The 23,325-nt window shown below is 41.7% G+C and carries 23 protein-coding genes; 10 read left to right on the top strand and 13 right to left on the bottom strand.

Annotation, left to right across the window (positions count from 1 at the left end; all coding sequences use genetic code 11):
* The first annotated feature begins 369 nt into the window (after positions 1–369).
* The 6 genes from ccoN to PSU78_RS02285 all read left to right on the top strand — a co-directional run bounded on the left by ccoN (position 370) and on the right by PSU78_RS02285 (position 5,553).
* Positions 370–1,806 carry a cytochrome-c oxidase, cbb3-type subunit I gene (ccoN, locus tag PSU78_RS02310; protein WP_300383614.1) on the top strand — a complete coding sequence of 479 codons (1,437 nt, stop codon included), beginning with the start codon at positions 370–372 and terminating at the stop codon, positions 1,804–1,806.
* A gap of 9 nt (positions 1,807–1,815) precedes the next feature.
* Positions 1,816–2,454, top strand: a complete 639-nt coding sequence (gene ccoO / locus PSU78_RS02305; RefSeq protein ID WP_300383611.1) for a cytochrome-c oxidase, cbb3-type subunit II — start codon at positions 1,816–1,818, stop codon at positions 2,452–2,454.
* 43 nt (positions 2,455–2,497) lie between these two features.
* Complete coding sequence (locus PSU78_RS02300) at positions 2,498–2,635, top strand: cbb3-type cytochrome c oxidase subunit 3 (protein WP_300383609.1); 138 nt, start codon at positions 2,498–2,500, stop codon at positions 2,633–2,635.
* A gap of 42 nt (positions 2,636–2,677) precedes the next feature.
* Positions 2,678–3,583 carry a cytochrome-c oxidase, cbb3-type subunit III gene (gene ccoP / locus PSU78_RS02295; protein ID WP_300383606.1) on the top strand — a complete coding sequence of 302 codons (906 nt, stop codon included), beginning with the start codon at positions 2,678–2,680 and terminating at the stop codon, positions 3,581–3,583.
* A gap of 120 nt (positions 3,584–3,703) precedes the next feature.
* Positions 3,704–5,221 carry a cytochrome c oxidase accessory protein CcoG gene (ccoG, locus tag PSU78_RS02290; protein ID WP_300383603.1) on the top strand — a complete coding sequence of 506 codons (1,518 nt, stop codon included), beginning with the start codon at positions 3,704–3,706 and terminating at the stop codon, positions 5,219–5,221.
* A 74-nt stretch (positions 5,222–5,295) separates the two neighbouring features.
* On the top strand, positions 5,296–5,553 hold the full coding sequence (locus PSU78_RS02285; protein ID WP_300383600.1) for a FixH family protein: 258 nt from the start codon (positions 5,296–5,298) through the stop codon (positions 5,551–5,553).
* 130 nt (positions 5,554–5,683) lie between these two features.
* On the opposite strand, the gene PSU78_RS02280 is transcribed toward PSU78_RS02285, so the two are convergent.
* Together PSU78_RS02280 and fnr are read right to left on the bottom strand one after the other, a co-directional pair.
* Complete coding sequence (locus PSU78_RS02280) at positions 5,684–6,559, bottom strand: radical SAM protein (RefSeq protein WP_300383597.1); 876 nt, start codon at positions 6,557–6,559, stop codon at positions 5,684–5,686.
* Between the two features lie 57 nt (positions 6,560–6,616).
* A complete protein-coding gene (gene fnr, locus PSU78_RS02275; protein WP_300383594.1) occupies positions 6,617–7,360 on the bottom strand; it encodes a fumarate/nitrate reduction transcriptional regulator Fnr in 744 nt (247 codons plus the stop codon).
* A gap of 255 nt (positions 7,361–7,615) precedes the next feature.
* On the opposite strand from fnr, the gene hemN reads away from it, so the two are divergent.
* Positions 7,616–9,043 carry an oxygen-independent coproporphyrinogen III oxidase gene (hemN, locus tag PSU78_RS02270; RefSeq protein ID WP_300383873.1) on the top strand — a complete coding sequence of 476 codons (1,428 nt, stop codon included), beginning with the start codon at positions 7,616–7,618 and terminating at the stop codon, positions 9,041–9,043.
* A gap of 152 nt (positions 9,044–9,195) precedes the next feature.
* Here the strand turns inward: hemN and PSU78_RS02265 are convergent, their stop codons facing one another.
* The 9 genes from PSU78_RS02265 to PSU78_RS02225 form a co-directional block, all read right to left on the bottom strand.
* The gene (locus tag PSU78_RS02265; RefSeq protein WP_300383591.1) at positions 9,196–9,873 is read right to left on the bottom strand and encodes an OmpW family outer membrane protein; all 678 of its coding nucleotides are present in this window, start codon (positions 9,871–9,873) and stop codon (positions 9,196–9,198) included.
* Positions 9,874–10,054: 181 nt separating this feature from the next.
* A complete protein-coding gene (rlmD, locus tag PSU78_RS02260) occupies positions 10,055–11,443 on the bottom strand; it encodes a 23S rRNA (uracil(1939)-C(5))-methyltransferase RlmD (RefSeq protein ID WP_300383588.1) in 1,389 nt (462 codons plus the stop codon).
* A 120-nt stretch (positions 11,444–11,563) separates the two neighbouring features.
* Positions 11,564–12,334, bottom strand: a complete 771-nt coding sequence (locus PSU78_RS02255; RefSeq protein WP_300383585.1) for a 3'-5' exonuclease — start codon at positions 12,332–12,334, stop codon at positions 11,564–11,566.
* Positions 12,335–12,387: 53 nt separating this feature from the next.
* A complete protein-coding gene (locus tag PSU78_RS02250) occupies positions 12,388–12,897 on the bottom strand; it encodes a hypothetical protein (protein ID WP_300383582.1) in 510 nt (169 codons plus the stop codon).
* Between the two features lie 194 nt (positions 12,898–13,091).
* On the bottom strand, positions 13,092–13,511 hold the full coding sequence (locus PSU78_RS02245; RefSeq protein ID WP_300383579.1) for a YdbL family protein: 420 nt from the start codon (positions 13,509–13,511) through the stop codon (positions 13,092–13,094).
* 81 nt (positions 13,512–13,592) lie between these two features.
* The gene (locus PSU78_RS02240) at positions 13,593–13,790 is read right to left on the bottom strand and encodes a hypothetical protein (protein ID WP_300383576.1); all 198 of its coding nucleotides are present in this window, start codon (positions 13,788–13,790) and stop codon (positions 13,593–13,595) included.
* 102 nt (positions 13,791–13,892) lie between these two features.
* The gene (locus PSU78_RS02235; protein ID WP_300383573.1) at positions 13,893–15,686 is read right to left on the bottom strand and encodes a hypothetical protein; all 1,794 of its coding nucleotides are present in this window, start codon (positions 15,684–15,686) and stop codon (positions 13,893–13,895) included.
* Between the two features lie 30 nt (positions 15,687–15,716).
* Positions 15,717–16,604, bottom strand: a complete 888-nt coding sequence (cysM, locus tag PSU78_RS02230; RefSeq protein WP_300383570.1) for a cysteine synthase CysM — start codon at positions 16,602–16,604, stop codon at positions 15,717–15,719.
* A 26-nt stretch (positions 16,605–16,630) separates the two neighbouring features.
* Positions 16,631–17,137 (bottom strand): disulfide bond formation protein B, encoded by a 507-nt coding sequence (locus tag PSU78_RS02225; protein WP_300383567.1) that lies wholly within the window; start codon positions 17,135–17,137, stop codon positions 16,631–16,633.
* A gap of 98 nt (positions 17,138–17,235) precedes the next feature.
* Between PSU78_RS02225 and xseA the strand changes: the two genes are divergently transcribed.
* The 3 genes from xseA to PSU78_RS02210 all read left to right on the top strand — a co-directional run bounded on the left by xseA (position 17,236) and on the right by PSU78_RS02210 (position 20,656).
* Positions 17,236–18,474 carry an exodeoxyribonuclease VII large subunit gene (gene xseA / locus PSU78_RS02220; RefSeq protein WP_300383564.1) on the top strand — a complete coding sequence of 413 codons (1,239 nt, stop codon included), beginning with the start codon at positions 17,236–17,238 and terminating at the stop codon, positions 18,472–18,474.
* A gap of 100 nt (positions 18,475–18,574) precedes the next feature.
* Positions 18,575–20,104: a Ppx/GppA phosphatase family protein gene (locus PSU78_RS02215; protein WP_300383561.1), complete on the top strand. Its 1,530-nt coding sequence runs from the start codon at positions 18,575–18,577 to the stop codon at positions 20,102–20,104.
* 78 nt (positions 20,105–20,182) lie between these two features.
* Entirely contained in the window at positions 20,183–20,656 is a 474-nt protein-coding gene (locus tag PSU78_RS02210) for a hypothetical protein (protein ID WP_300383558.1), read from the top strand.
* Between the two features lie 6 nt (positions 20,657–20,662).
* Here PSU78_RS02210 and PSU78_RS02205 read toward each other — a convergent pair whose 3' ends face one another.
* Positions 20,663–21,136, bottom strand: coding sequence for a histidine phosphatase family protein (locus tag PSU78_RS02205; protein ID WP_300383555.1), 474 nt, complete (start codon positions 21,134–21,136; stop codon positions 20,663–20,665).
* Between the two features lie 88 nt (positions 21,137–21,224).
* Positions 21,225–23,288, bottom strand: coding sequence for a polyphosphate kinase 1 (gene ppk1 / locus PSU78_RS02200; RefSeq protein WP_300383870.1), 2,064 nt, complete (start codon positions 23,286–23,288; stop codon positions 21,225–21,227).
* Positions 23,289–23,325: the final 37 nt, after the last annotated feature.

The raw sequence follows: 23,325 nt of genomic DNA, 5'->3' as shown, positions 1-23,325 counted from the left end.
TGAGTTAACAAATGGTTGTATCTAAATCAAGTACATATCGTAGCAATTCTTAAACAACATCAAGACAAACCGTCAGTTTTTAGATGTTTTAAAAGAATTAAATTTATTTAAAAAAGTACTGAAACTTAACAGCGAAAATTGTATCTATTTGTAACATATTTAATTGAGCTTAAATTCAAAAATCTTCTACGTTATCAAGCAACTAATTCTAGCTAAGAACCTCTAACAGCGCTAGAATATCGACCTTTTAGAAACTAAACTCAATTTCTATCTAATTGACATAAATCAATTGGATTTATGTCAATGTGCGACAGAATGTCACGTGTGAAACTCACAAAGAATTATCAATAAGTGCTATAGGGGAAACAAATGCAAGACCTTAAAACTCAAGCAATTACGTATGAAGATGGTGTCATACGGCAATTTTCAATCATGGCCGTAGTTTGGGGCGTGTTTGGCATGTTAATGGGCGTGATTATCGCCTCACAACTTGTCTGGCCAGAACTTAATCTAGGCTTACCTTGGACCAGTTTTGGGCGTTTGCGTCCACTTCATACCAACGCGGTTATTTTCGCGTTTGGGGGTTGCACATTGATGGCCACCTCTTTTTATGTAGTTCAGCGTACCTGTCAAACTAAGTTATTTATGCCTAAGCTGGCGAGCTTTGTTTTCTGGGGCTGGCAGTTAGTGATTATATCTGCAGCTATTTCACTGCCTTTAGGTTACACACAATCTAAAGAGTACGCCGAATTAGAATGGCCTATTGATATTTTAATTGCTATCGTTTGGGTGTCCTATGCCATTGTGTTCTTTGGTACGATTGGTCAACGTAAAGTAAAACATATTTACGTAGCCAACTGGTTCTTTGGTGCATTTATTTTAACTGTTGCTTTATTGCATATTGTAAACAGTGCGGCGATTCCTGCGGGCTTTATGAAGTCTTACTCCGCATATGCTGGTGTGCAAGATGCGATGGTGCAATGGTGGTACGGTCATAATGCGGTTGGCTTTTTCCTGACAGCAGGTTTCTTAGGCATCATGTATTATTTTGTGCCTAAACAAGCGGGTCGTCCGGTTTACTCATACAGTTTGTCTATCGTGCATTTCTGGGCTTTAATTTTCACTTACATGTGGGCGGGTCCTCACCACTTGCATTACACAGCTTTACCTGACTGGACTCAATCTGTCGGCATGGCCTTCTCGTTGATTTTATTAGCACCAAGCTGGGGCGGTATGATTAATGGCATGATGACAATGTCTGGCGCATGGCATAAATTACGTACAGATCCTATCTTGCGTTTCTTAATTGTTTCATTATCTTTCTACGGTATGAGTACCTTTGAAGGTCCAATGATGGCGATTAAAACCGTTAACTCCCTCTCTCACTATACAGACTGGACTATTGGTCACGTTCACTCAGGTGCTTTAGGTTGGGTTGGCTTAGTCTCTATGGGTGCACTTTATTACATGATTCCGCGCCTATATGGTCAAAAGCAAATGTACAGTATCAAAGCGATTGAGCTCCACTTCTGGTTAGCTACTATCGGCATCGTGCTTTATATTTCATCACTGTGGATTTCTGGCGTGATGGAAGGCCTAATGTGGCGCGCTATTAACACGGATGGCACATTGACATATACATTCGTGGAAAGCGTAAAAGCAAAACATCCGTACTACATCATTCGTGCGCTAGGCGGTTTACTTTACCTTAGCGGCATGACGATTATGTTGTGGAATACACTTAAAACGGCAAGCAATGGCAAAGCTGCTGTTGTCAATATTCCAGCTGTTACTGCTCACGCTTAAGGAAAAATGATGTCAGACTTAAATAAAAACAGTGAAACAAAAAGTGGCTTCAGCCACGAAAAAATTGAGACCAGTAACTTTCTGATGATTGTGTTGATTTTGCTCACCGTTGCGTTTGGCGGTTTAGTGGAAATCGTTCCGTTATTCTTTCAAAAATCAACAACAGAGCCTATCACTGGTCTAAAGCCATATACTGCACTGCAATTAGCTGGACGTGACATTTATCAACGTGAGGGCTGCTATAACTGCCACTCACAAATGATTCGTCCTTTCCGTGCTGAAACATTGCGTTATGGCCACTATTCAGTGGCAGGTGAATCAGTGTATGACCACCCTTTCCAATGGGGTAGTAAACGTACAGGCCCAGACTTAGCACGTGTTGGTGGTAAGTATAGTGATGATTGGCAACGTATTCATTTGAACAACCCACGCGACCTTGTGCCTGAGTCGATTATGCCTGCGTACCCTTGGTTAGAAAAAACGCCAGTTGATGCAGATGTTATGCCAGCACATATGCGCGCGCTTCGCACCGTTGGCGTGCCTTATACAGATGCTGAAATTGCGACTGCTGTAGAAGATGTCAAAGGCAAAACTGAACAAGATGCTTTGATTGCATATCTGCAAGTTTTAGGTATTCACTTAAAATAAGCTAAATATATTGAAGTAACCTGAATATAAGGAAAAACCCAAAATGGATATGAATACACTTCGCATTGCAGTGACAATCATAAGTTTTATTGTGTTTGTTGGCATCCTAATCTGGGTTTGGCGAAATCGAAATACTTCAGACTTTAAAGAAGGCGCTAACCTGCCTTTTAACGAAGATTAAAGTTAAGAAAACTTCATACACTGAAGAATAAAGGAAAATAAAATGAGTGATTTTACTAGTGGCTTTTGGCCAATCTTCATTACAGTGATTGTGCTAGGCGGTATAGCCTTTTGCGCATTCATGATAGTAGTGGCAAGTAGAGTTAAAGTAGTAACTTCTGGTGTTGATAACACCAGTGATCATGTTTGGGATGAAGACCTCCGTGAAATGAACAACCCATTACCGCGCTGGTGGGTTGGGATGTTTATTCTTACCATAATCTTTGCATTATTTTATCTTGCAGCTTATCCTGGCTTAGGAAGTTTTGCTGGTAAATTGGGCTGGACAGCAACTAAACAATACGATCAAGAAGTAGCGGCAGCAAATAAAGCGCTAGAGCCAATGTACGCAAAATTTGCTGTGATGAAAACTGAAGATCTTGCAAAGAACCCTGAAGCTAGAGCCATTGGCGAGCGCATATTTATGAATAACTGTGCTCAGTGTCATGGTTCAGATGCTAAAGGAAGTCGTGGTTTCCCTAATCTTACCGACAAGGACTGGTTACACGGTGGTAGCCCAGCTAAGATTGAAGAAACTATTGTTGGTGGTCGCATTGGTATGATGCCTCCTATGGCAGCAGCGGTAGGTACACCAGAAGACGTTAAAAACGTTGCTAACTATGTGCTAAGTCTATCTGGCAGTATTTACGACTCAGGTCGCGCTGGTTTAGGTAAAGAAAAGTTTGCAGTTTGTGCAGCCTGCCATGGTCCTGAAGGTAAAGGCAATATGGACATTGGTTCGGCTAACTTAACTGACAATATTTGGTTGCACGGTGCAGGTGAGGCGGCCATTATCAAACGTATCAATGAAGGTAAAGTCAATCAAATGCCAGCGTGGAAAGAAAAGTTCACGCCAGCTCAGATTCATGTGTTGGCAGCTTACGTTTGGGGCTTCTCAAACAATAAATAAGCTTAGCTGTTCGCAAGCTTGGTAATACGAAAGCATAGTAGCAAACGGCATTAAAGTACCTACTTTAATGCCGTGTAATAAGAAAAAAGCAATTTAAGCGAGTTTTAGAAAGTTGGATGCATGAGTAAAGCACCAAGCGTCAAAAAAGCAGAAGTCACGATTCCCTTAAATGAGGTGGTCATTTCTCTGTACGAATCGGCGGAAAAAATCTACCCTCGTAGCGTTTCAGGTTTCTTCACACAATGGCGCTGGGTGATGATTTGGTTGACCCAGCTCTTTTTTTACGGTGTACCTTGGTTAGAATGGGGTCATCGCCAAGCCCTGCTGTTTGATCTTGAAGCTAAGCGCTTTTATATTTTCAAACTAGTCTTGTATCCGCAAGATTTGATTTACCTCACTGCAATCCTAATCATTTCAGCGCTCTCTTTATTCCTTTTTACCGCGATTGCTGGTCGCTTATGGTGCGGCTATGCTTGCCCTCAAACTGTCTATACCGAAATATTCCTGTGGATAGAAAAGAAAATTGAAGGTGACCGTGCGGCACGTATGAAACTCGATGCAGCTGGGATGTCTTCGAAAAAAATCAGCAGAAAAGTGGCTAAGCATTTTGTTTGGATTGCATTTGCATTATGGACTGGTTTTACCTTCGTAGGATACTTCACACCAATTCGTGAGCTTGCACATGCTGTTGTAAACATGAGTTTAGGCCCATGGGAAATGTTCTGGGTTGGCTTTTACGGTTTTGCTACTTATGGTAACGCTGGGTTCATGCGCGAACAAGTATGCAAATATATGTGCCCCTACGCACGCTTTCAAAGTGCCATGTTCGATGACGATACTCTCATTGTGACCTATGATGAAGCACGTGGCGAGCCACGCGGTGGGCGCTCACGGAAGGCTGAGGTGAATACAAAAGTAATGGGTTCTTGTATAGATTGCAGCCTTTGCGTTCAAGTTTGTCCTACTGGTATTGATATTCGCGATGGATTGCAATACGAATGTATTGGCTGTGGTGCATGTGCTGATGTATGCGAGACGGTGATGGACAAAATGGGCTATGAGCGCGGCTTAGTTAAATACTCCACACAAAATGCACTGACAAATAATTGGTCTCACCAACAAATGTTTAAGCGGATATTACGTCCACGCGTACTTATTTACTCTGCAGTGCTACTGCTGCTCGTTGCTGGCTTATTAGCAAGCTTGTGGTTCAGAACACCTTTCAGAGTTGATGTCATGCGTGACAACGCTGTGTTGGGACGTTTAAGTGATGACGGTATGCTAGAGAATGTGTATCGTATGCAAATTATGAACGGTACGGAAGAAACTCAGCACTATCGTATCAGTGCCACAGGCTTAAAAGGTCTTGAAATAGATGCAAAAGATACTAAAGAAACTCAAGGCGACAAAAATAAAACGTATAGCAAAGAGTCTGAATCGGCTGAAGACAGTAAGCAGATCAATGAAAATGATCACACATTTATCGTTAAACCTACAGAGTCGCGCTGGGTAATCGTTGCTTTAAAAATGCCTGATGGCACTGCCGAATCTGGCTCACATAAAATTCAATTTGTAATTGAAGCCATTGAAAGTAAAGAAATTGTCACTGAAAAGTCTGTCTTCTTAGTACCTAGGTAAGAAACCTAAATTAAAAACCAAGTTAAAAAAAAGTTAAAAACTTAGTGAATAAATTAAATAGATAAGGATATATGATGGAAAAACTGGATACAAAACCTTGGTGGCGCTATGGCTATGTTTGGCTAGTGATTGGAGGCCCTTTAGTTGTTGTGATCGCCTCTTTCATTACTTTATATCTCGCCATTACACGACCTGATGCTGTGATTGATGACTACTATCGCAAAGGGATGGAAATCAACAAAACACTCAGCGCAGAACATGATGGCATGGCGCCAGCCATGCAAGCGCGTAACCATGCAGCAACAGGCATTAAGCCAATAGAAAGTCAGTAACCAGCTTATTCCTAAGTTTATAGTAGTAACAGTCCGCCAGAATGCCAACTAAGGGTGAGTGCGTTACGTTTAGGTAACAGCCTAAGGTCATTCAATGGGTGATGGCTGTTTTCTAGCAGACGCGCACTGGTTATGGGCTAACATATACGGCAAGACTTAGCAGGCGTATTCGTTGCGCAATGCCGTCTAACCACTCTTCTGGCAGTCGACTTAATCTTGCCGCTTCAGCCTGATAGGACGGGCGCGCGAGTCCATAAAGATGGACACCTTGAACGACATCCTTAACTTGGCTAATGAGCGCTAAATAGGCCAAAATATCGGCCTCTTGTGGCGGTTCACCGTCTAATCCAAACATGCAAGTTTGTATAAAAGTTGGGCAAGCTGCCGCACATTTTCTTAGGCGCTGAATATGGCTTTCTGGACTCAAATTCACGTCATTAATTCGGGCAATGCCCTCTTTAGTACCTGCATCAAGCTTAAACCAAACTTCACCATTACACTTGGCTAGGTGGCTCACGCTATCAAGGACAGTTTGCTTATCCATCAAACTACCATTAGTAATCAATCTCAATTTGATAGGATTGACTTGTTTGGTATTGCTAATAGCACCCAACAAATTAAACTCTATTAGCACTTTCTCCACCAAAGACACTGCTTCGGGAAACTCTTTCGTGCTGGTAGGCTCGCCATTGCCTGAAAAAGCAATGTCTTTCAGATGTCTATCACCTTCAGCAACATAGCGTTCCATAAAGTCGCCATGCAGCGCATAGGTCAAAAAAGATCTAAGTTCTTTTTCTAGTAGAAGCAATTCGATTGGCGGTGGCGTACCACGCGTAAGATTGGGCACCTGGCAATAGGCACAGCGCCAGTTACAAGCATTATTAACATTAAGATTAATGCCAATTGAAACGCCACCAGCCCGCCGAGAAACTACTGGATAAACGTATTTCATGCCGCTAACATCACGGTTATGGTCGAAAACAGTTAGTGTGTGCTGTAAAGTCATTCTAGAGTTTGGAATTTAGCGTTTATCCATATTGATAACGCTAAAAGCAAGTTGATTTTAATTACAAGTTTCTGGATTGAATATTTTCTTGAGCGCATCAGTATTTAAAATACGGACATAACGCTGCTTTACTTCGATGATACCGTCATCACTAAATTTAGAAAAAGCGCGGCTCACTGTTTCTAGCTTCATGCCAAGATAACTGCCTATTTCTTCTCGCGACATTCTAAGCGTCAATTCAGTCTGCGAAAACCCGCGTGCATGTAACCGCTGAGTCAAATTCAGTAAAAAAGCCGCTAAGCGCTCTTCCGCTCGCATATTACCTAGCAACATCATCACGCTATTTTCACGCACAATTTCGCGACTCATAATTTTATGAACATGACGCTGTAATAAAGGGAATTCACGGGATAAGTCTTCCACGTTGGCAAAAGGCATCACACAGACTTCTGCGTCTTCTAAGGCCACAGCGTTACAGCTATGGTGGTCTGTAACAATGCCATCTAAACCGATAATTTCGCCTGCCATTTGAAAACCTGTCACTTGTTCACGGCCGTCTTCAGTTGAAATACAAGTTTTGAAAAAACCTGTTCTAATCGCATAAAGTGAGGTGAATGCATCACCGTTGCTAAATAGCATATCACCCTGCTTAACTCGGCGACGCGTAGCCACTATTTCATCTAACTTCTTCATATCATTGGCATTAAACCCAGCAGGCATACAAAGCTCACGCAAGTTGCAATTTGAGCAGGCTACTTTTACAGATTCTGGAGTAATGACTGGGGGAGTGGCAAGATTCATATTTTGATATAACTTAAGATGGCTAAGTAAGCATAGCGCTAATCCCATTCAGTTACTAGGGATAACTTAAGATAAATTATATCTCATCAATATGCCAAGATTTCTACGTTAAGCAAGTTAAGCAAAATTCACGCATTATCGTTTGATTTGCATCAAGGAGTGATTCTGACAAAGCTGGCATAGTCTTATCCTGAACTAAATTGTAGGAGTGGATTTATGCGTGCTAATAACATTTCAATGAAACCTGTTGAGAATATGATTAATATTGCCTCAGCAACAAATAGCGGCTATATCATGCCAGGTGTATCAATGGATATGCTGCAGAAATACGATGTTTCTGGCCCTCGCTACACGTCCTACCCTACAGCGGATAGATTTGTAGAGGCTTTTACTGAAGATGCCTACAAGTTAGCCTTAGAGCAAAGGCGTGTTGCAAGCTCTGCGTTACCCTTATCAGTTTATGTACACATTCCATTTTGTGAATCACTTTGCTTCTTTTGTGCATGTAATAAGATTGTGACTAAGCACCATGAGCGTAGTGCAGAATATTTACGTTATCTAAATCGCGAAATTGATTTGCATATGGAGCATTTGGGTAGTGCAAAGGGTTCAGCAAATACCATTTCACAATTACATTTGGGTGGTGGCACACCCACTTTTTTCTCAGATGAAGAGTTAACTGAATTGATGAATATGCTAAAGCGCAACTTTGTGTTTGCGCCAAATGGTGAATATTCAATTGAAGTTGACCCACGCACGGTGAATGAACAACGTTTGAAGCATTTAGCCGAATTAGGCTTTAACCGCCTAAGTTTTGGTGTACAAGATTTTGACCCAGAAGTACAAAAAGCCGTGCATCGCATTCAACCAGCTGAACAAGTGTTTTCTTTAGTTGAGGCCGCGCGTAGGCTACAATTTAAGTCTATCAATGTAGATTTAATCTACGGACTACCGATGCAAACGTCCGAGTCATTTACTCGCACTTTAAACCAAATTGTAGAGCTCAGACCCAATAGGATTTCGCTTTACGGCTATGCGCATTTACCCGAGAGATTCAAGCCACAACGTCGAATCAGCGAGTATGAGTTACCCGCAGCACAAGATAAAATCAGCATGCTATCAAATGCCTTAAAAGCATTTAACGAGGCTGGTTATGTGTATGTTGGCATGGATCACTTTGCTTTACCAGACGATGATTTAGCCATCGCAAAACGACAAGGTAGACTGCATCGAAACTTTCAAGGTTACAGTACGCAGCCAGATTGTGACTTAATCAGCTTGGGCGTTTCAGCCATTGGACGTGTAGGTGCAACCTATAGCCAGAATGCTAAAACAATTGAAGAGTATTATGACTATCTCAATCAAGGTCGCTTCCCCGTAGTGCGTGGCTTAGCGCTATCAAGAGACGATTTAATACGCCGTGCGGTGATTATGGCGATTATGTGCCAAGGCGCATTGCAATATGAGTCGATAGAACTTGCCTACGTGATTGACTTTAAAACTTACTTCGAAAAAGAACTCGAGTTATTAAAAGAACAGCAAGCGATAGGCATGTTAGAACTTGATGTTAGTGGCTTACAGGTCACCGACACAGGCTGGTTCTTTGTACGAGCCATTGCCATGTTGTTTGATAAATACTTACAAACTGACCGCAATCGTGCACGCTTCTCTAAAATAATTTAGCTCATCGTTAATGACTAATGGCCGATAGAACATTTCTATCGCCATTTTTTATCTAAGGTATTTTTAAAGTGTAATGCATAAAAAAAGCCCCTACCGCGCGAACGATAGAGGCTAAAGTGGAGCCTTAAAATCTTTATATTGAATTCTTATTCTTAGAATTTTTTACCAATACCGATACCGAATACCCATGGATTAATATCTAGGTCATCGATTTTTGTCCAAGCCCCACCCACTAAGGCCTCCACATCCGTATTCATTGTGACGTATTTAACATCCGCATTAATTAACCAACCATCTTTAAGGTTTACATCAAAGCCTGCTTGAGCAACAAAACCAAACATGTTGCGATCAATTCGAATCGGAACAACGCCACTTGCATTCAAACTATGATCAAAACTATGTGTGTAGTTAACACCAGCCCCAAGATATGGATCAAAAGTTTGATCTGGCATGAAGTGCCATTGAGCAGTTAAAGTCGGTGGCAACATATTAACTGAGCCAAGATTTTGATTGCCTAATGCGCCAGTATTGCCTGTAATATTCACATCGTGGCGTGTACCAAGGGCTAAAATCAATTCAGCAGCAATATTTTTAGTAAAATAGTAAGAAATATCTAACTCAGGAATTACATTATTATCAACTGTAAGTGCAGCACCAGCACTGATAGCACTAGCTAAACCAGCATCACCAGAAATCTTACCTAAATCACTACTTTCATTTGGTGCGACATCTACCGCTCGTACGCGCACGACCCAATCACCCGCCTCCGCTTGAGCTAATGCAGGTGCAAAAGCAGCTGCAAGGGCTAATACTGATAATGTTTTTTTCATTTTCAAACTCTCCACATAAAAAATAAATTAATTCGATGTGTGAATTTTACGAGGCACTATGGATAAGCTATTTGATGTGTATCAACTAGGACTATGAAAATAGCTAAGCGTTGTTTTATTACAACAACGCTCAGCTAGCCAAGACAAGCATCTCAGCATAAGTTTTTATGGATAAAGGTTTTTATGTAGTAAGCGTGAATAGCGCAATGGACTCTACATGCGCCGTATGCGGAAACATATTAATCACGCCTGCGGCACTTAATGTGTAACCTTTTTCATTCACTAACACGCCTGCATCGCGCGCCAAGGTGGCTGGGTTACATGATACGTAAACAATTAATTTGGGCGCAGTTTCAGGCGTAATGGCTTTTACCAATTCAAAAGCGCCATCGCGTGGTGGGTCTACTAACCATTTATCAAAATGACCAAGTTCGGCTAAGCTAGACTCCGTCATTTTGAATAAATCTGCGATGCCAAACCTAACCTGTTCGGTATTATTTAAAGCTGCGCTTTCATTGGCTCTATCAACTAAATTAGCCAAACCTTCTAAGCCTAATACCTGAGCACCACTGCGCGCAATGGGCAAAGTGAAGTTGCCAATTCCACAGAAAAAGTCTGCGATTCGCTCATTTTCTTGCGGCGCTAATAGCTGCATTGCTCTGCGCAACATCACGCGATTGATGTGTGGGTTCACTTGCGTAAACTCATTAGGCTTGAACGGATAAGTTAAATCAAACTCTGGCAAGCTGTATTTAAGCGCAGGACCAGCCAATGGATAAAATGGCTTAATCGTGTCAGGGCCTTTGGTTTGCGTCCAAATCTGTACTTTATGGGTATCAGCAAAAGCGGTTAGTAATGCTTCATCATCAGGATTTAGTGCCTCCATGATGCGCAATATCAGAACAATGACTGGGTAATTACTTCCTGTTTCAACGTCTACTTCTAAATCAGCCTCGCCAACTGCCAACTCAATTTGCGGTAACTTGTCACGTATGCTTAATTGCAAAATCATGTCCTGCAATGGCGCTATCAGCGCGGAAACTTCTGGCACTAGCACTTCGCATGAGTTCATATCAGCCACGTATCGTGTGGCTTTTTCGTTAAAACCAACGAGTACACGCTGTTTCTTTTCTACATATTTAACGCTCAAACGCGCTTTGTGACGGTAGCCCCATGTAGGGCCATACAGTGGCGGTAGCATATTTTCGGCATTTACTTGGCCTATATGCCATAAATCATTTTCAAGTAATCTTTGTTTTGCCGCCACTTGCGCTGCAAAATCTAAATGCTGTAATTTACAGCCACCACACAAGCCAAAATGGGGGCATTTAGGTGTCACACGTTGATTTGATTGTTTGAGTATTTCCACCACATTAGCAACTTCATAACTGGGTTTAATGCGAATGGATTGATAAGTGACTTTTTCATTTGGTAGCGCACCATCAATAAAAATGGTTTTACCCTCAACATGCGCAACACCACGCCCTTCTTGATCTAGCGACTCGATAGTCGCATGTTTTGTTTCGAGAATAGCTGGGGGCTTATTGCGATTTCTAGCGTGACGTGCCATGTGAAAACCTGTATTACTGAATGAGGTGTGATTTTAACGCATTATTAAGGCATTGTTAAAAAGTGTCATGATATATGTATGGGCATTGCACCTACAAAAGACAACCACCAAAAAAGACGACTACCAAGCAGCTAGAAACTCAGTCCAATGCGTTGCGCTGTAGCTAGTCAAGGTTTCACGAACAAGCTTAATTTCCGCTTCATACGCGGCAGGTGTGAGGTTTCCACGCATGAGTTGAAATCGTAGAAACACTAAGTGCGTGTTTGCAACATCCGTTTCACAGTAATTGCGGATTTCTTCAATCTTACCTGCTTTAAAGGCATCCCAAACTTTACTGCCATCCATACCTAGCTTGCCTGGAAAGCCGCACAACTTAGCCAAATCATCCAAAGGCGCATTGGCACGCGCATTGTACATTGCCATCACATCCATTAAATCTAAATGGCGCATATGGTAACGGCTAATGTAGTTATTCCATTTAAAGTCTTTATCGTCTTCGCCCAAATCCCAATAACGGCTGGCATTAATGCCATGAATCAGCCCACGATAATGCAGCACAGGCAAATCAAAGCCACTGCCATTCCAAGAGATGATTTGTGGCGTGAATTTGTCAATGCCATCAAAAAAGCGCTGAATGATTTCAGCTTCAGTCGCATCTGCATCCCCAAGTGTCCAAACTTTGAAGTTATTACCTTCTCGCAACGCACATGAAATGGCGCAAATACGATGTTGATGCAAGGGGAGAAAATCCGTACCGTTTTGCTGGCGACGTTGATGCAAGGCAATATTGGCAACATCATCTGCCGAAGTTTCTGGTGGCAGGTTATACAAAACACGAAGACCATCCGTATCAGGAATGGTCTCGATATCAAATACTAAGGTAGGCGTCATGCCAAAAGCATACACGATACAACATCTAATGGGCAACCAGCCTGTGTGACTATTTAAGCAAACTCCGCTGTGTCTAATGTGCTTGCTTGCTCAGATTCCGATGATACTTCAGTTTTATGTATCAGTATTGGCGTCAACATTTCACCGTCTACAAAGGCTAACATGGCATAACGTACTGACTCATCTGCTTGCATTGGTGTGAATTTACCAAAACCAAATTTTGAGTTTTTAATGACTTGCCATGCACCCCTAGGCTCGGCATATTCTGGCTTTGAAAAGTGCTGTCTAATTTGTGTAGAAGTCATACTATGAAGCACATAATCCACATTTCCTATCAAGAGGGACCATTGCGTCTCGTCTTCATTCCCTGCACTTTCCAACTGATATAAATACCAATCATCACCCTGATAAACCAATTGAAATATGCTGTGGATAGTTTGCGTTCGCGTGTTCATGGCATAGTAAATACCTTGATCGTCCAAGGTAATTGCCTTGCCAAAAGAGGGAAAGTTAATCACATTACTTGAGACACTGCTTAGCATACTTGAAGAATGACTTGGCATTTTCGCACTCCCATAACTTATCAAAGTTAAGATTAGTGTATGCCTACAACAATGAAGTCTAAACTGAAAATAACGTAAGATTTATAGCTTATTTCACTTAGCTATTTCAATTAGTTATTTCAATTATAAATCTAACTTAGCATAAAAAATAAAGGCTGCCTAAGCAGCCTTGAGGTTTATTATTTTGGAACTGATTACTTTTTCACCCAACCACTATCATTTTGATAGTACCAGCCACTCTGCGCCTTATCTATCCAGCGACCAGCAAATGTGCCTTGGATATCGCCACGCCATTCTGGGTGACCGTTACCTGCAGCAATTTCTTTGTATAAGGCGTTACGATCTGTATTCTCAGCCGCCACAAGTGCATTAATGCCTTGTCTATCTTTTAAAGGTACCGCAGTGGTGTCACGCACTGCAATCAAGCCATCTTTGGTTAACCCTATAGCACCACTCGCATAATGCGGAGCCAACTGACTGTGCCGCGCTTGCATACTGTTTTTAATCGCTGAAATTGCAGGCGTATTCATTTCTAAATCTGGCACAGCATTTGCCAAGCTGCTCGATAGAAACATCGCCATCACCACTATAAAAACACTCATTAGTTTTTGCATGTTATTTCCTTTTTTATCGGTTAGCTTCTAACTTAATCTGTTCGGTCTAATCTAAATCAAACAATCGTGTTGAAACTCTACCTATTTAGCGACGGGTGCCTCTGCAGGTTTATTCGTATTGACTTGCGCGTCATCTTTTAGCTGCCAAACATCGTCGATGATTTTATCCGCTGCTTTTTCTGCGGCAGCAGCAGGAAAGTAAATATTGATAGTCACGCAGGCAGATAAGCCAGCAATCACTGCTAACAAACTCACATTTCTGGTTAAATTACTTTTCATTGTTATTCCTTATTCAATAGCACAACTCAATAGTGACCTACATTAATGCGCAAAAATACGCGTTGCGCTAAGTTCAACTGTTCTATTACTTCAATGTTTCTCTTACTTAACCAGCACTTTGGTATTACCGTCAGTAATGCGTTTTATTCTACCTAACAAATCAGACAAACTAATTCTTTGTGTAAACCCATTCACATTCACCGCGGGTATTCCACTACCTTTAACGATAACATACCCAGTTGCGGTTGACTCAACGCCACCCATTTCGCAGACATCTTGACGCAATTTGCAGCTTAAACCAATTTTGTCATAATTAAACTCTTTAAAGAAACGTAAAAATGTCCGTTGCAAAGCCGCTGCCGTGCCCTCGCCACCTAAAGCGGTAATGTTTTCCACCGCGCGTTGCGAGATTTTTTTAAGATGCTTACCTTCACTGTTTTGAATAGAGGCATCCAAGCGCACTGGCTTCCAATTTTCTAGCACCATATTTTTCACATCGCCATCTAATTTACCTTCAATATCGCCAAAGCTGAATGTTCGCGTTAAGTCACCTAGATCCAAACCACGCATCTGTAAATCAGCTTGTAAACGCGGCACTACCCCTAGTGGATCTTCAATTTTAAGGTTATCCATACCAATAGTGCCATTAAACACATTAAAGGTCATCGCTCCCTCCATCACCAGTTGCTTACCTGCGTATGTCACTTGCGGTACGCGGCCAGATATTTTACCCTGCATGATTGGCCAACCTAGCGCTTTGCTAAACTCGCTCATCGATATTGGGGAAACATTCATGCCGACATGCCAATACCAATTGTCGGCAATCATCGCCGCGGATAAGTCTGTAAAATTAAGCGCGCCATCTAAAATTGGCAAGGTGAGTTGTGGTGTGGTGAATGAATATCGATTAATCAACGCGCTTAACTTGGTATCTCCCAAAGGCATTTTGAGCAAACTCCCGCTTTCATATTCAATACTCACGGTTTTGGCATTGTTGTAATCCCATGGCAAATGCGCATTCATATGCTTGAAAGCGAACTTGCCATTTTTATCGTCAATGTTGGCATCACGTAAATTAAGCTCAAAACTACTTGGCTCTAAATTCTTAATCTCAAACTGCCAATCTGCTTTACCTGACACCTCCAAATTACCGAATACTGACTTGTCAGCCATGGGCTTAAGAAATATAGCGTAGAGCCCGGCAAAATCAACATCTGTTGCGCTGACCTTAATATCTTCAACCGCTTTAGTATCGGTATTAATTTGTACGCTTGAGGTCATCTTACCCACTTCATTTACCAGTAAGCTAGCATTCTCAATATTCAGAATAGGTTGCTTGAAAGTACCATTAATTTCAAATCGATTACCAGCTTTGCCAAAATAAAATGGTTGCCAAAACAGTTCGCCCTTATCCCAGCTAATCAGGCCGTTCCATTGCCAAATGTTGTTAATGTTTTTTGCCGCCAGTTTAATCTGACCAGTAAGATTTTCTCCCGCGTGCAAACCAGACTCATCGCTAAAATTAGCCGCATTAAAAGCAATATCCATTGCAAAGTCATTGGGGTAACTGACGAAGTGTACTGAAAATGGTGCTTTTACTTGCTTGGCAGTAAAACCACCATTTAAGCAATCTACTTGCCCAATTTTTTCAGTATTAAATTGCTCGCATTGCAGACTGAATGGAGTGAAATCTTTTTCATTGGTAGGCTTCACCTCTGCTTTTAAGACTAGTGTCGGTTTAATGCCTTTTAAATCTACCTGAAACTGTGCATTTTTGAGCTTACCTGCAGGTGCTTCAACCTCGCCCACTTGAATTTGAATAGCACTAATGGCATAAGCTTGCTGACAAAAGAAGCTAATGCATACAATAAAAACAATGGCTAGCTGACGGAACATTTAAGCTGACGGCATTGACGATAAATGTATTTAAGAAGGGAAGACACCTGTAGATAAGTATCGGTCACCCCTATCACACACAATAGTCACTATTACCGAATTTTCCAGTTCTTTAGATAACTGCAACGCAGTGTAAAGCCCGCCTCCACTTGATACTCCTGCAAAAATACCCTCTTCTGTGGCTAGTTTTCTGGTGGTATTTTCAGCGTTTTTTTGATTAACATAACGTAATTCATCTACACGTTTGGCGTCGTAAATCTTAGGCAAATACTCTTCTGGCCATTTACGAATGCCAGGAATCTGACTGCCTTCTTCTGGCTGCACGCCAATAATCTGAATATTAGGATTTTGCTCTTTTAAAAAACGCGAAACACCCATAATTGTGCCTGTAGTGCCCATACTCGCTACAAAATGCGTCACTTTTCCACCCGTATCGCGCCAAATTTCAGGGCCTGTACCTTCGTAATGGGCAAGAGGATTATCGCTATTACCAAACTGATCTAATACAATGCCCTCACCCTCTGCTTGTAGCTTCATCGCCACATCACGTGCTAGTTCCATACTGCCATCTTTAGGCGTTAATATTAGCTCCGCACCATACGCTTTCATGCTTTGACGGCGCTCTATGCTTTGGTTGTCTGGCATCACCAATATCATTTTATACCCACGCATTGCCGCAACCATGGCCAAGGCAATGCCAGTGTTGCCACTTGTTGCTTCAATCAGGGTATCGCCAGGCTTAATATCGCCACGCGCCTCAGCACGAGTAATCATGCTGTAAGCTGGTCTATCCTTAACTGAGCCCGCAGGGTTATTGCCTTCTAGCTTGAGTAATATTGTGTTGCTGGTATTGCCAGCCATGCGCTGCAATTTAACTAATGGAGTATTACCGACAAAATCATCTAATGTTTTATACATTTGCTTTAAGCTTCTTTAATGTAGTTCTATTTATGTTTATTATTTAGTTTTGCCAAAAACAAGGCATACACAGCCATGCTAATAAAAGCGATAAGTGCCATTTGCGGTATGCTCAAGCCAAGAAACGTCCAATCGATTGAGGCACAATCTCCTGTGCCACGAAACACCAATTTCAATGCTTTTTGTAATGGAAAATTTTCAAACATATAGTCAAAACCAACACCGCAATCGGCAATCATCGTATCGCGATGCGCTTGTAACCACCAATGTCTAATAGCCACACCAGCGCCACCGAGCGCAGTTAACACCTGTAATAAGGTAAACAATTTACCTAGAATAGTGGCTGGTTTAATGAATGCGGCGATTAAAAATAGTACGCCCAAACCCATAAACACCATGCGCTGCGATATGCACAATGGACAAGGATTCAATTGATAGTGTGTTTGAATCGCTAAGGCTAGGCCAACCAGCCCAAAACAAGCCACGAAGCCAAGCAAGTAACCACGTTTACCACCTATTAATTTATTAATCATTTCACATTTCATTTCAAATACCTTTATTTTTTAGCTGCGCGATTTTGTTAGCTGTCGCTTATAATTGAACCATAAAACATTGTAATAGATAACGCCTGATGACTGAACCTACTTTATTGAATGAAAAGCAAATTCGTAACGTGAAAATTTTGACCGTGAGCGAACTAAATCGTTTAGCCAATCAGGTATTAACGCAAAGTTTCCCACTTTTCTGGGTGTCTGGCGAAGTTTCTAACCTCACGCGCGCAGCGAGCGGGCATTGGTATTTTTCACTTAAAGACAGTAGTGCCCAAGTGCGCTGCGTCATGTTTAAAGGCCGTAATAGCTATTTAGATTGGGTACCAAAAGAAGGTGATAAAGTTGAAGCACGTTGTACTGTGACGCTATACGAAGCACGCGGTGACTTTCAACTGACCATCGAATTTTTGCAACGCGCAGGTTTGGGTGTGCTATTTGAGGCATTTGAAAAGCTAAAAGCTAAGTTACAAAACGAAGGCTTATTTGATGCTGCGTTTAAAAAATCCCTACCAACGCATCCTAAAAAAATAGGAATTATAACTTCGCCCGATGCCGCGGCATTACGCGATGTACTCACCACGCTCAAGCGCCGCATGCCAAGTATTCCTGTTGTGATTTACCCCACGCCGGTGCAAGGTAAAGGGGTAGCAATACAGATTGCCGATGCCATTCAAATGGCTAATGAACGCGCTGAATGCGATGTGCTGATTATTTGTCGCGGTGGTGGCAGTATTGAAGACTTATGGCAATTCAATGAAGAAATTGTTGCGCGCGCCATTGCTGAGTGTTCGATACCCACCATTAGCGGTGTGGGTCACGAAACCGACTTTACCATTTGCGACTTTGTAGCCGATATACGGGCAGCAACGCCAACCGCTGCAGCCGAACTAGCCACACCCTCTCGAGAAAATATATTAAGCGCACTCAAGCAGTTAAAACAACAATTAAACCGTATGATGCAATATCAACTGAATCAACGCTCACAAGCCTTAGACTACCTATCACGCAGGCTAATTTCACCAGTCCAACAAATTGAGCAACAGAAATCTCAGCTGGCTCAAGTAACTTTGCGTTTAAATACCGCAATGAATCAACAAGTAAAAAATAAACAACAAAATTTATTACGTGCGAGCCAGAATTTAATTCATCTAAATCCAGAAGCCGTGTTAACGCGTGGTTATGCCTTTGTACAAAACAAACTGGGGACGATTATCAGATCAAGCGAGCAGCTTCAGCCAGGAGACGTTGTTACCCTGACATTCGGCATAGGCTCTGCCGAAGCCAATATTAATAAAACTAACAGCAAAACAAGTCACTGATATTTAATTTTATAATTGTCATCAAAGTTTCAAACTATAATTACAAAATAAACAATAATATTGTTTTATAGAACTCTCTAAAGTTTAAGTTAGCGACTCAATGCAAAATAATCTAAATTCCTTACCATTAAAACCTGCCGACAAAACTTTGCTTGCAGCAATTGACTTAGGTTCAAACAGCTTCAGGCTTGAAATCGGTCGCTTAGATAGCGGCCATATCCAGCGCGTAGAATATCTAAAAGAAGCAGTTCGACAAGGTGGAGATTTGGATGAGAACCGCAACCTAACTACAGAATCCATGGAGCGTGGCATTCGCTGCTTAGCCAGATTTGGCGAGCGTTTACAAGGTTTTGACCCATCACATGTACGCGCCGTTGCCACTCAAACCTTACGTGAAGCCAATAATCGTGATGTATTTATCAAACTCGCTAAAAAAGCTTTAGGGTTTGATGTAGAGGTCATTTCCGGTGTGGAAGAAGCCCGCCTTATCTACAAAGGCGTTAGCAGATTTTTACCACAATCGAATGAGCGTCGTTTGGTAATAGACATTGGCGGTCGCTCTACTGAGTTCATTTTAGGCCAAGGCTTTGCATCGCAACATACAGCTTCATTACACGTAGGTTCAGTGGCTTGGTCACTTAAACATTTTGGTTCAGGCGACTACACCGAGAATGCTTTTACTCGCGCAGAGATCGCCGCTGAATCTATTTTTGACACCTTAGGCACTCACTTTAACCATGCACAATGGGATATTGCCTATGGTGCATCGGGAACGGTTGGCGCAGTAGCTGACGTGCTAGTCCAATATGGGCGGCCAGTTAACACAATCACTAAAGAAGGCTTATATTGGCTTAGAGATGAATTACTGCGCACTAAGCACGTAGATAAATTACGGCTATTAGGTTTAAAAGAAGATAGGAAACCTGTGATTGCGGGCGGCTTGTCTATTCTCATTGGTATATTCGATTTTTTAAAAATTGAAACGTTAAATGTTGCGCAAGGCGCACTCAGACACGGCCTGCTGTACGACATGCTTGCGCGTGACAATGAAATGGTCGATTTAAGAAACGCCTCTGTTCAGCGTTTAGCACGTAAATTTGATGTAGATGAGCCGCACGCAAAAACTGTGGCAGAAGTTGCTGGAAAATTATTTGAAAAAATTAGTGAAAACATACACTTTGCTGCTGGCGAACAACAATTACACACTAGTAAATTACACTGGGCTGGATTACTGCATGAGATCGGCTGCGCAGTTTCGCCAGTTGACGCCAATTTACATGGTGCATATATACTAGAACATACCGAGCCAGCAGGCTTCTCACAAAGTGAGCTACATTGTTTAAGTCTGTTAACACTGGGTTATAAAGGCAAATTAAAACGATTGGAAACTGACTTTTCAGATCGTATTTTTGTCATGCAACTCATCTGTTTACGCCTAGCCGTTATTTTATGCCATGCACGCCAAATGCCTAATTTACGCGGATTTCAGCTGCATTACAGTCAAAACCGCATTCAATTAAACATACCAAAGTCTTGGCCTGAAAAATTTCCACAATCTTATTATTTATTAGACGAAGAAACCATCGCTTGGCAAAAGATAAACTGGCAATTTGAAATTTTTAATATTTAACATTTTGTCATAAAAAATTCACATTTAAACATTCTGCAACAGTATAAACTGTTTATACTGTTTATTTAGGAGAACATAATGTCAAAAATCAATCAGCTACAAGCTGCAGCACTAAAAGCACCTGTTGAAAAAACGACTCCAGTGAAAGCTGCAGTCAAAAATACTGTGACGCCAAAACCGTTAGTTGCCAAAGCAGCAACGACTAAAGCAGTTACAGCTAAACCTGCTACAAACACAACAAGCAGCTCAGCTAAAGTTGCACCAAAAACAGCTGCGCCGAAAGCTGTAAAAGCTAAAGCTCCTGCTAAACCAGCAGCAAAAGAAAAAGCACCTAAATTAAAAATGGAACGTGATAGCTTTACAATGCCGAAAGCTGAATATGCACAGCTTTACGTGTTGAAAGAACGTTTAGCCAAACTAGATAATCCTGCTAAAAAAAGTGAATTGTTACGCGCTGGTATTATGCAATTAGCTGCGATGACCGATGCAGCGCTGAAAGTGGCTATGAGTAAAGTGCCAACAATTAAAACAGGCCGCCCAAAAAAGAAATAATATAGCCTATAAATGGGGGGGGTTTACAGCGTATAAATAAGTTTGCATAACCCCCTCATTCATTCGCTGGCGCAGCCACCAAACTGAGCCTTTCTTCACTGCGCAGGCACCCTCATTCATACCTAGTAACTTTGTGATTAACTCACCTAAGTTTGGTTGATGCCCAATAATTAAGATGGTCTGGTTGCTATCGTCATTGTTAATCTGGCTAGCAATCATCTCTGGCGTACTATCTACACTCAAAAAATCAGCTACTTCAACGTTAATTGAACTTAGCGCTTGTAACTCCGCGGCTGTCTGCAGACAGCGTATTGCAGGGCTACTGTACACAGTGGTATTCTCTGGTAAGAGTCGATTCAACCACTTTGCCATTTTAGCCGCATCTTTATGACCGCTTTTTGTTAATGCTCGGTCAAAGTCTGCACCACTTTTACTATGAATTTCAGCTTCGGCATGCCGCCATAAAATCAAATTTGCCATTGTATTTTCTACACCAAGTTTTCTAAGCCAAATTCTCTAAGGTAGGTTTTTTATGCCAGATTTTTTTAAATACGCTATGTTTTTTAAACTAGTTTTCGTATTTTTTAAGTAACTGTTGCTGCGCACTTAACGCGCTCGCTTTAGATTGTGGCAAGGCTAGAGTACTCAATGTGTAAGTTCCATCTGCGTTAAGCAGCCATGCATCTTTGTTGTCATCTAAAGACATCTGACAACACTCAAACAACACTCGCGCACGATTCTCTGCATCGACGATAGGCCAAGCAATTTCTACACGGCGCATCATATTACGGTTCATCCAATCGGCACTTGAAAGCCACATATTTTCTACTTCATCTATTTTAAAATAGAAAACTCTAGAATGCTCCAATAGCCTACCAATAATTGACCGCACTCTGATGCGCCCATCTAGGCCAGGTGCATCTATAGGCAAGATACAAGCACCACGTAATATCAAATCTACCTCAACGCCAGCGCGCCCTGCGTTCACCAAAGCCTGCACTAGTGCGACATCAGTCAGTGCATTCATTTTTAAAATAATGCGTGCAGGTTTACCTGCTTTTGCGGCGAGTTCAGCACTTCTAATTTTAGCCAGCATTTGTCTATGCAAATTAAACGGAGCGACTAGTAACTTTTGCATACGAGGCAACTGTATTTGACTAGCGATATGCCTAAACAGATACTCCATATCTCGAGTGATTTGCACATCAGCTGTTAACATACTCACATCGGTATATAAACGTGCAGTTCTAGGGTTGTAGTTTCCCGTAGAAACGTGTCCATAGTGTTTTAAACTCGAACCCTCACGGCGCATGACTAGCAACATCTTGGCATGTGTCTTTAATCCCACAACACCGTATACCACCTGCGCACCCACTGACTCTAAATCTTCAGCCCAGTTAATGTTAGCTTCTTCATCAAAGCGCGCTTTTAGCTCAACCACCGCCATGACTTCTTTACCACGCCTAACAGCTTCTTGAAGCAGTTTAAGCATGCGTGGGTCAGAACCTGTACGATAAATAGTTTGCTGAATCGACAATACATCTGGATCATAGACGGCTTCACGCAGAAAATCGATGACGGACTCAAAGCTTTCATAAGGCTGATGAATCAATATATCTCTTTGTTTTAACTGCGCAAAAAATGATTGTCCAGAAACCAATTGCTCACTACGCTTAGGTTCGAATGGTTTAAATTTCAGATCATTGCCTTCGGCTAAATCTGCCAATTGCATCAATCGAGCGAGATTCACAAGACCATTAACGCGATATAAAGACTGCTTAGGCAAATCAAATTGCTGCAGTAAAAACTTAGCAAGTTTTTCATCGCAGCCATGGGACACTTCTAAACGAACCGCATCACCAAAGTTACGTTGCACTAACCCTTGTCTCAACGCTGTGCGCAAATTCTTCACATCATCTTCATCTACAGCCAAATCAGAATGACGCGTTACTCTGAACTGTGAAAAATTAAGCACTTCACGGCCAGTAAATAAACTAGCCAAATGCGCTCTAATAACGCTAGATAAAGAAACAAATTTTTGCTGCTTATCACTTAAATTTTTAGGAAATTTAATTAAACGCGGCAACACTCTTGGCACTTTAACAATCGCAATATTGTTATCGCGACCAAAAGCATCGTTGCCACCTAATAACACAATAAAATTAAGCGATTTATTAGCCACTTGCGGGAATGGATGTGATGGATCAAGCGCCACTGGCACCAACAAAGGCCGCACCTCAGTCTCAAAATACTTGGCGACCCATTTACGTTGTTCTGCAGTACGATCACCATGCGAAACCAAATACACGCCTTTTTTTGTCAGCGCGGGCATCAATTCGGTATTAAAAATCTGATATTGCTTATCGACCAAAGTATGCGCGGCTTCTGAAATAGCCTCATAACTTTGTACATTGATATCACTTTTACGTTCATCTTCACGCATCGCATCTACATGAGGCGCGGCACGCACTTCAAAGAACTCATCTAGATTTGATGACACTATGCAAAGAAAGCGTAAGCGCTCTAGCAGCGGATAATCAAGATTTTGTGCAAGACTTAATACACGTTGATTGAACGCTAAAATGCTGATGTCGCGGTTAAGTAGTTTTAACGGTGGGTAAGTTGAGCGCATATGATTTTCAGTATTAATATGCATAGGATATTATGCG

This window comes from Methylotenera sp. (genome assembly GCF_029945705.1).
In the GTDB taxonomy this organism is placed as follows: Bacteria; Pseudomonadota; Gammaproteobacteria; order Burkholderiales; family Methylophilaceae; genus Methylotenera.
This window is presented reverse-complemented; position numbering and strand designations above follow the sequence as displayed.

Bases quoted from the DNA above. Each gene is read 5' to 3' on its own strand.
- ccoN (WP_300383614.1), top strand. From the start codon at position 370: ATGCAAGACCTTAAAACTCAAGCAATTACGTATGAAGATGGTGTCATA.
- ccoO (WP_300383611.1), top strand. From the start codon at position 1,816: ATGTCAGACTTAAATAAAAACAGTGAAACAAAAAGTGGCTTCAGCCAC.
- PSU78_RS02300 (WP_300383609.1), top strand. From the start codon at position 2,498: ATGGATATGAATACACTTCGCATTGCAGTGACAATCATAAGTTTTATT.
- ccoP (WP_300383606.1), top strand. From the start codon at position 2,678: ATGAGTGATTTTACTAGTGGCTTTTGGCCAATCTTCATTACAGTGATT.
- ccoG (WP_300383603.1), top strand. From the start codon at position 3,704: ATGAGTAAAGCACCAAGCGTCAAAAAAGCAGAAGTCACGATTCCCTTA.
- PSU78_RS02285 (WP_300383600.1), top strand. From the start codon at position 5,296: ATGGAAAAACTGGATACAAAACCTTGGTGGCGCTATGGCTATGTTTGG.
- PSU78_RS02280 (WP_300383597.1), bottom strand. From the start codon at position 6,559: ATGACTTTACAGCACACACTAACTGTTTTCGACCATAACCGTGATGTT.
- fnr (WP_300383594.1), bottom strand. From the start codon at position 7,360: ATGAATCTTGCCACTCCCCCAGTCATTACTCCAGAATCTGTAAAAGTA.
- hemN (WP_300383873.1), top strand. From the start codon at position 7,616: ATGATTAATATTGCCTCAGCAACAAATAGCGGCTATATCATGCCAGGT.
- PSU78_RS02265 (WP_300383591.1), bottom strand. From the start codon at position 9,873: ATGAAAAAAACATTATCAGTATTAGCCCTTGCAGCTGCTTTTGCACCT.
- rlmD (WP_300383588.1), bottom strand. From the start codon at position 11,443: ATGGCACGTCACGCTAGAAATCGCAATAAGCCCCCAGCTATTCTCGAA.
- PSU78_RS02255 (WP_300383585.1), bottom strand. From the start codon at position 12,334: ATGACGCCTACCTTAGTATTTGATATCGAGACCATTCCTGATACGGAT.
- PSU78_RS02250 (WP_300383582.1), bottom strand. From the start codon at position 12,897: ATGCCAAGTCATTCTTCAAGTATGCTAAGCAGTGTCTCAAGTAATGTG.
- PSU78_RS02245 (WP_300383579.1), bottom strand. From the start codon at position 13,511: ATGCAAAAACTAATGAGTGTTTTTATAGTGGTGATGGCGATGTTTCTA.
- PSU78_RS02240 (WP_300383576.1), bottom strand. From the start codon at position 13,790: ATGAAAAGTAATTTAACCAGAAATGTGAGTTTGTTAGCAGTGATTGCT.
- PSU78_RS02235 (WP_300383573.1), bottom strand. From the start codon at position 15,686: ATGTTCCGTCAGCTAGCCATTGTTTTTATTGTATGCATTAGCTTCTTT.
- cysM (WP_300383570.1), bottom strand. From the start codon at position 16,604: ATGTATAAAACATTAGATGATTTTGTCGGTAATACTCCATTAGTTAAA.
- PSU78_RS02225 (WP_300383567.1), bottom strand. From the start codon at position 17,137: ATGATTAATAAATTAATAGGTGGTAAACGTGGTTACTTGCTTGGCTTC.
- xseA (WP_300383564.1), top strand. From the start codon at position 17,236: ATGACTGAACCTACTTTATTGAATGAAAAGCAAATTCGTAACGTGAAA.
- PSU78_RS02215 (WP_300383561.1), top strand. From the start codon at position 18,575: ATGCAAAATAATCTAAATTCCTTACCATTAAAACCTGCCGACAAAACT.
- PSU78_RS02210 (WP_300383558.1), top strand. From the start codon at position 20,183: ATGTCAAAAATCAATCAGCTACAAGCTGCAGCACTAAAAGCACCTGTT.
- PSU78_RS02205 (WP_300383555.1), bottom strand. From the start codon at position 21,136: ATGGCAAATTTGATTTTATGGCGGCATGCCGAAGCTGAAATTCATAGT.
- ppk1 (WP_300383870.1), bottom strand. From the start codon at position 23,288: ATGCGCTCAACTTACCCACCGTTAAAACTACTTAACCGCGACATCAGC.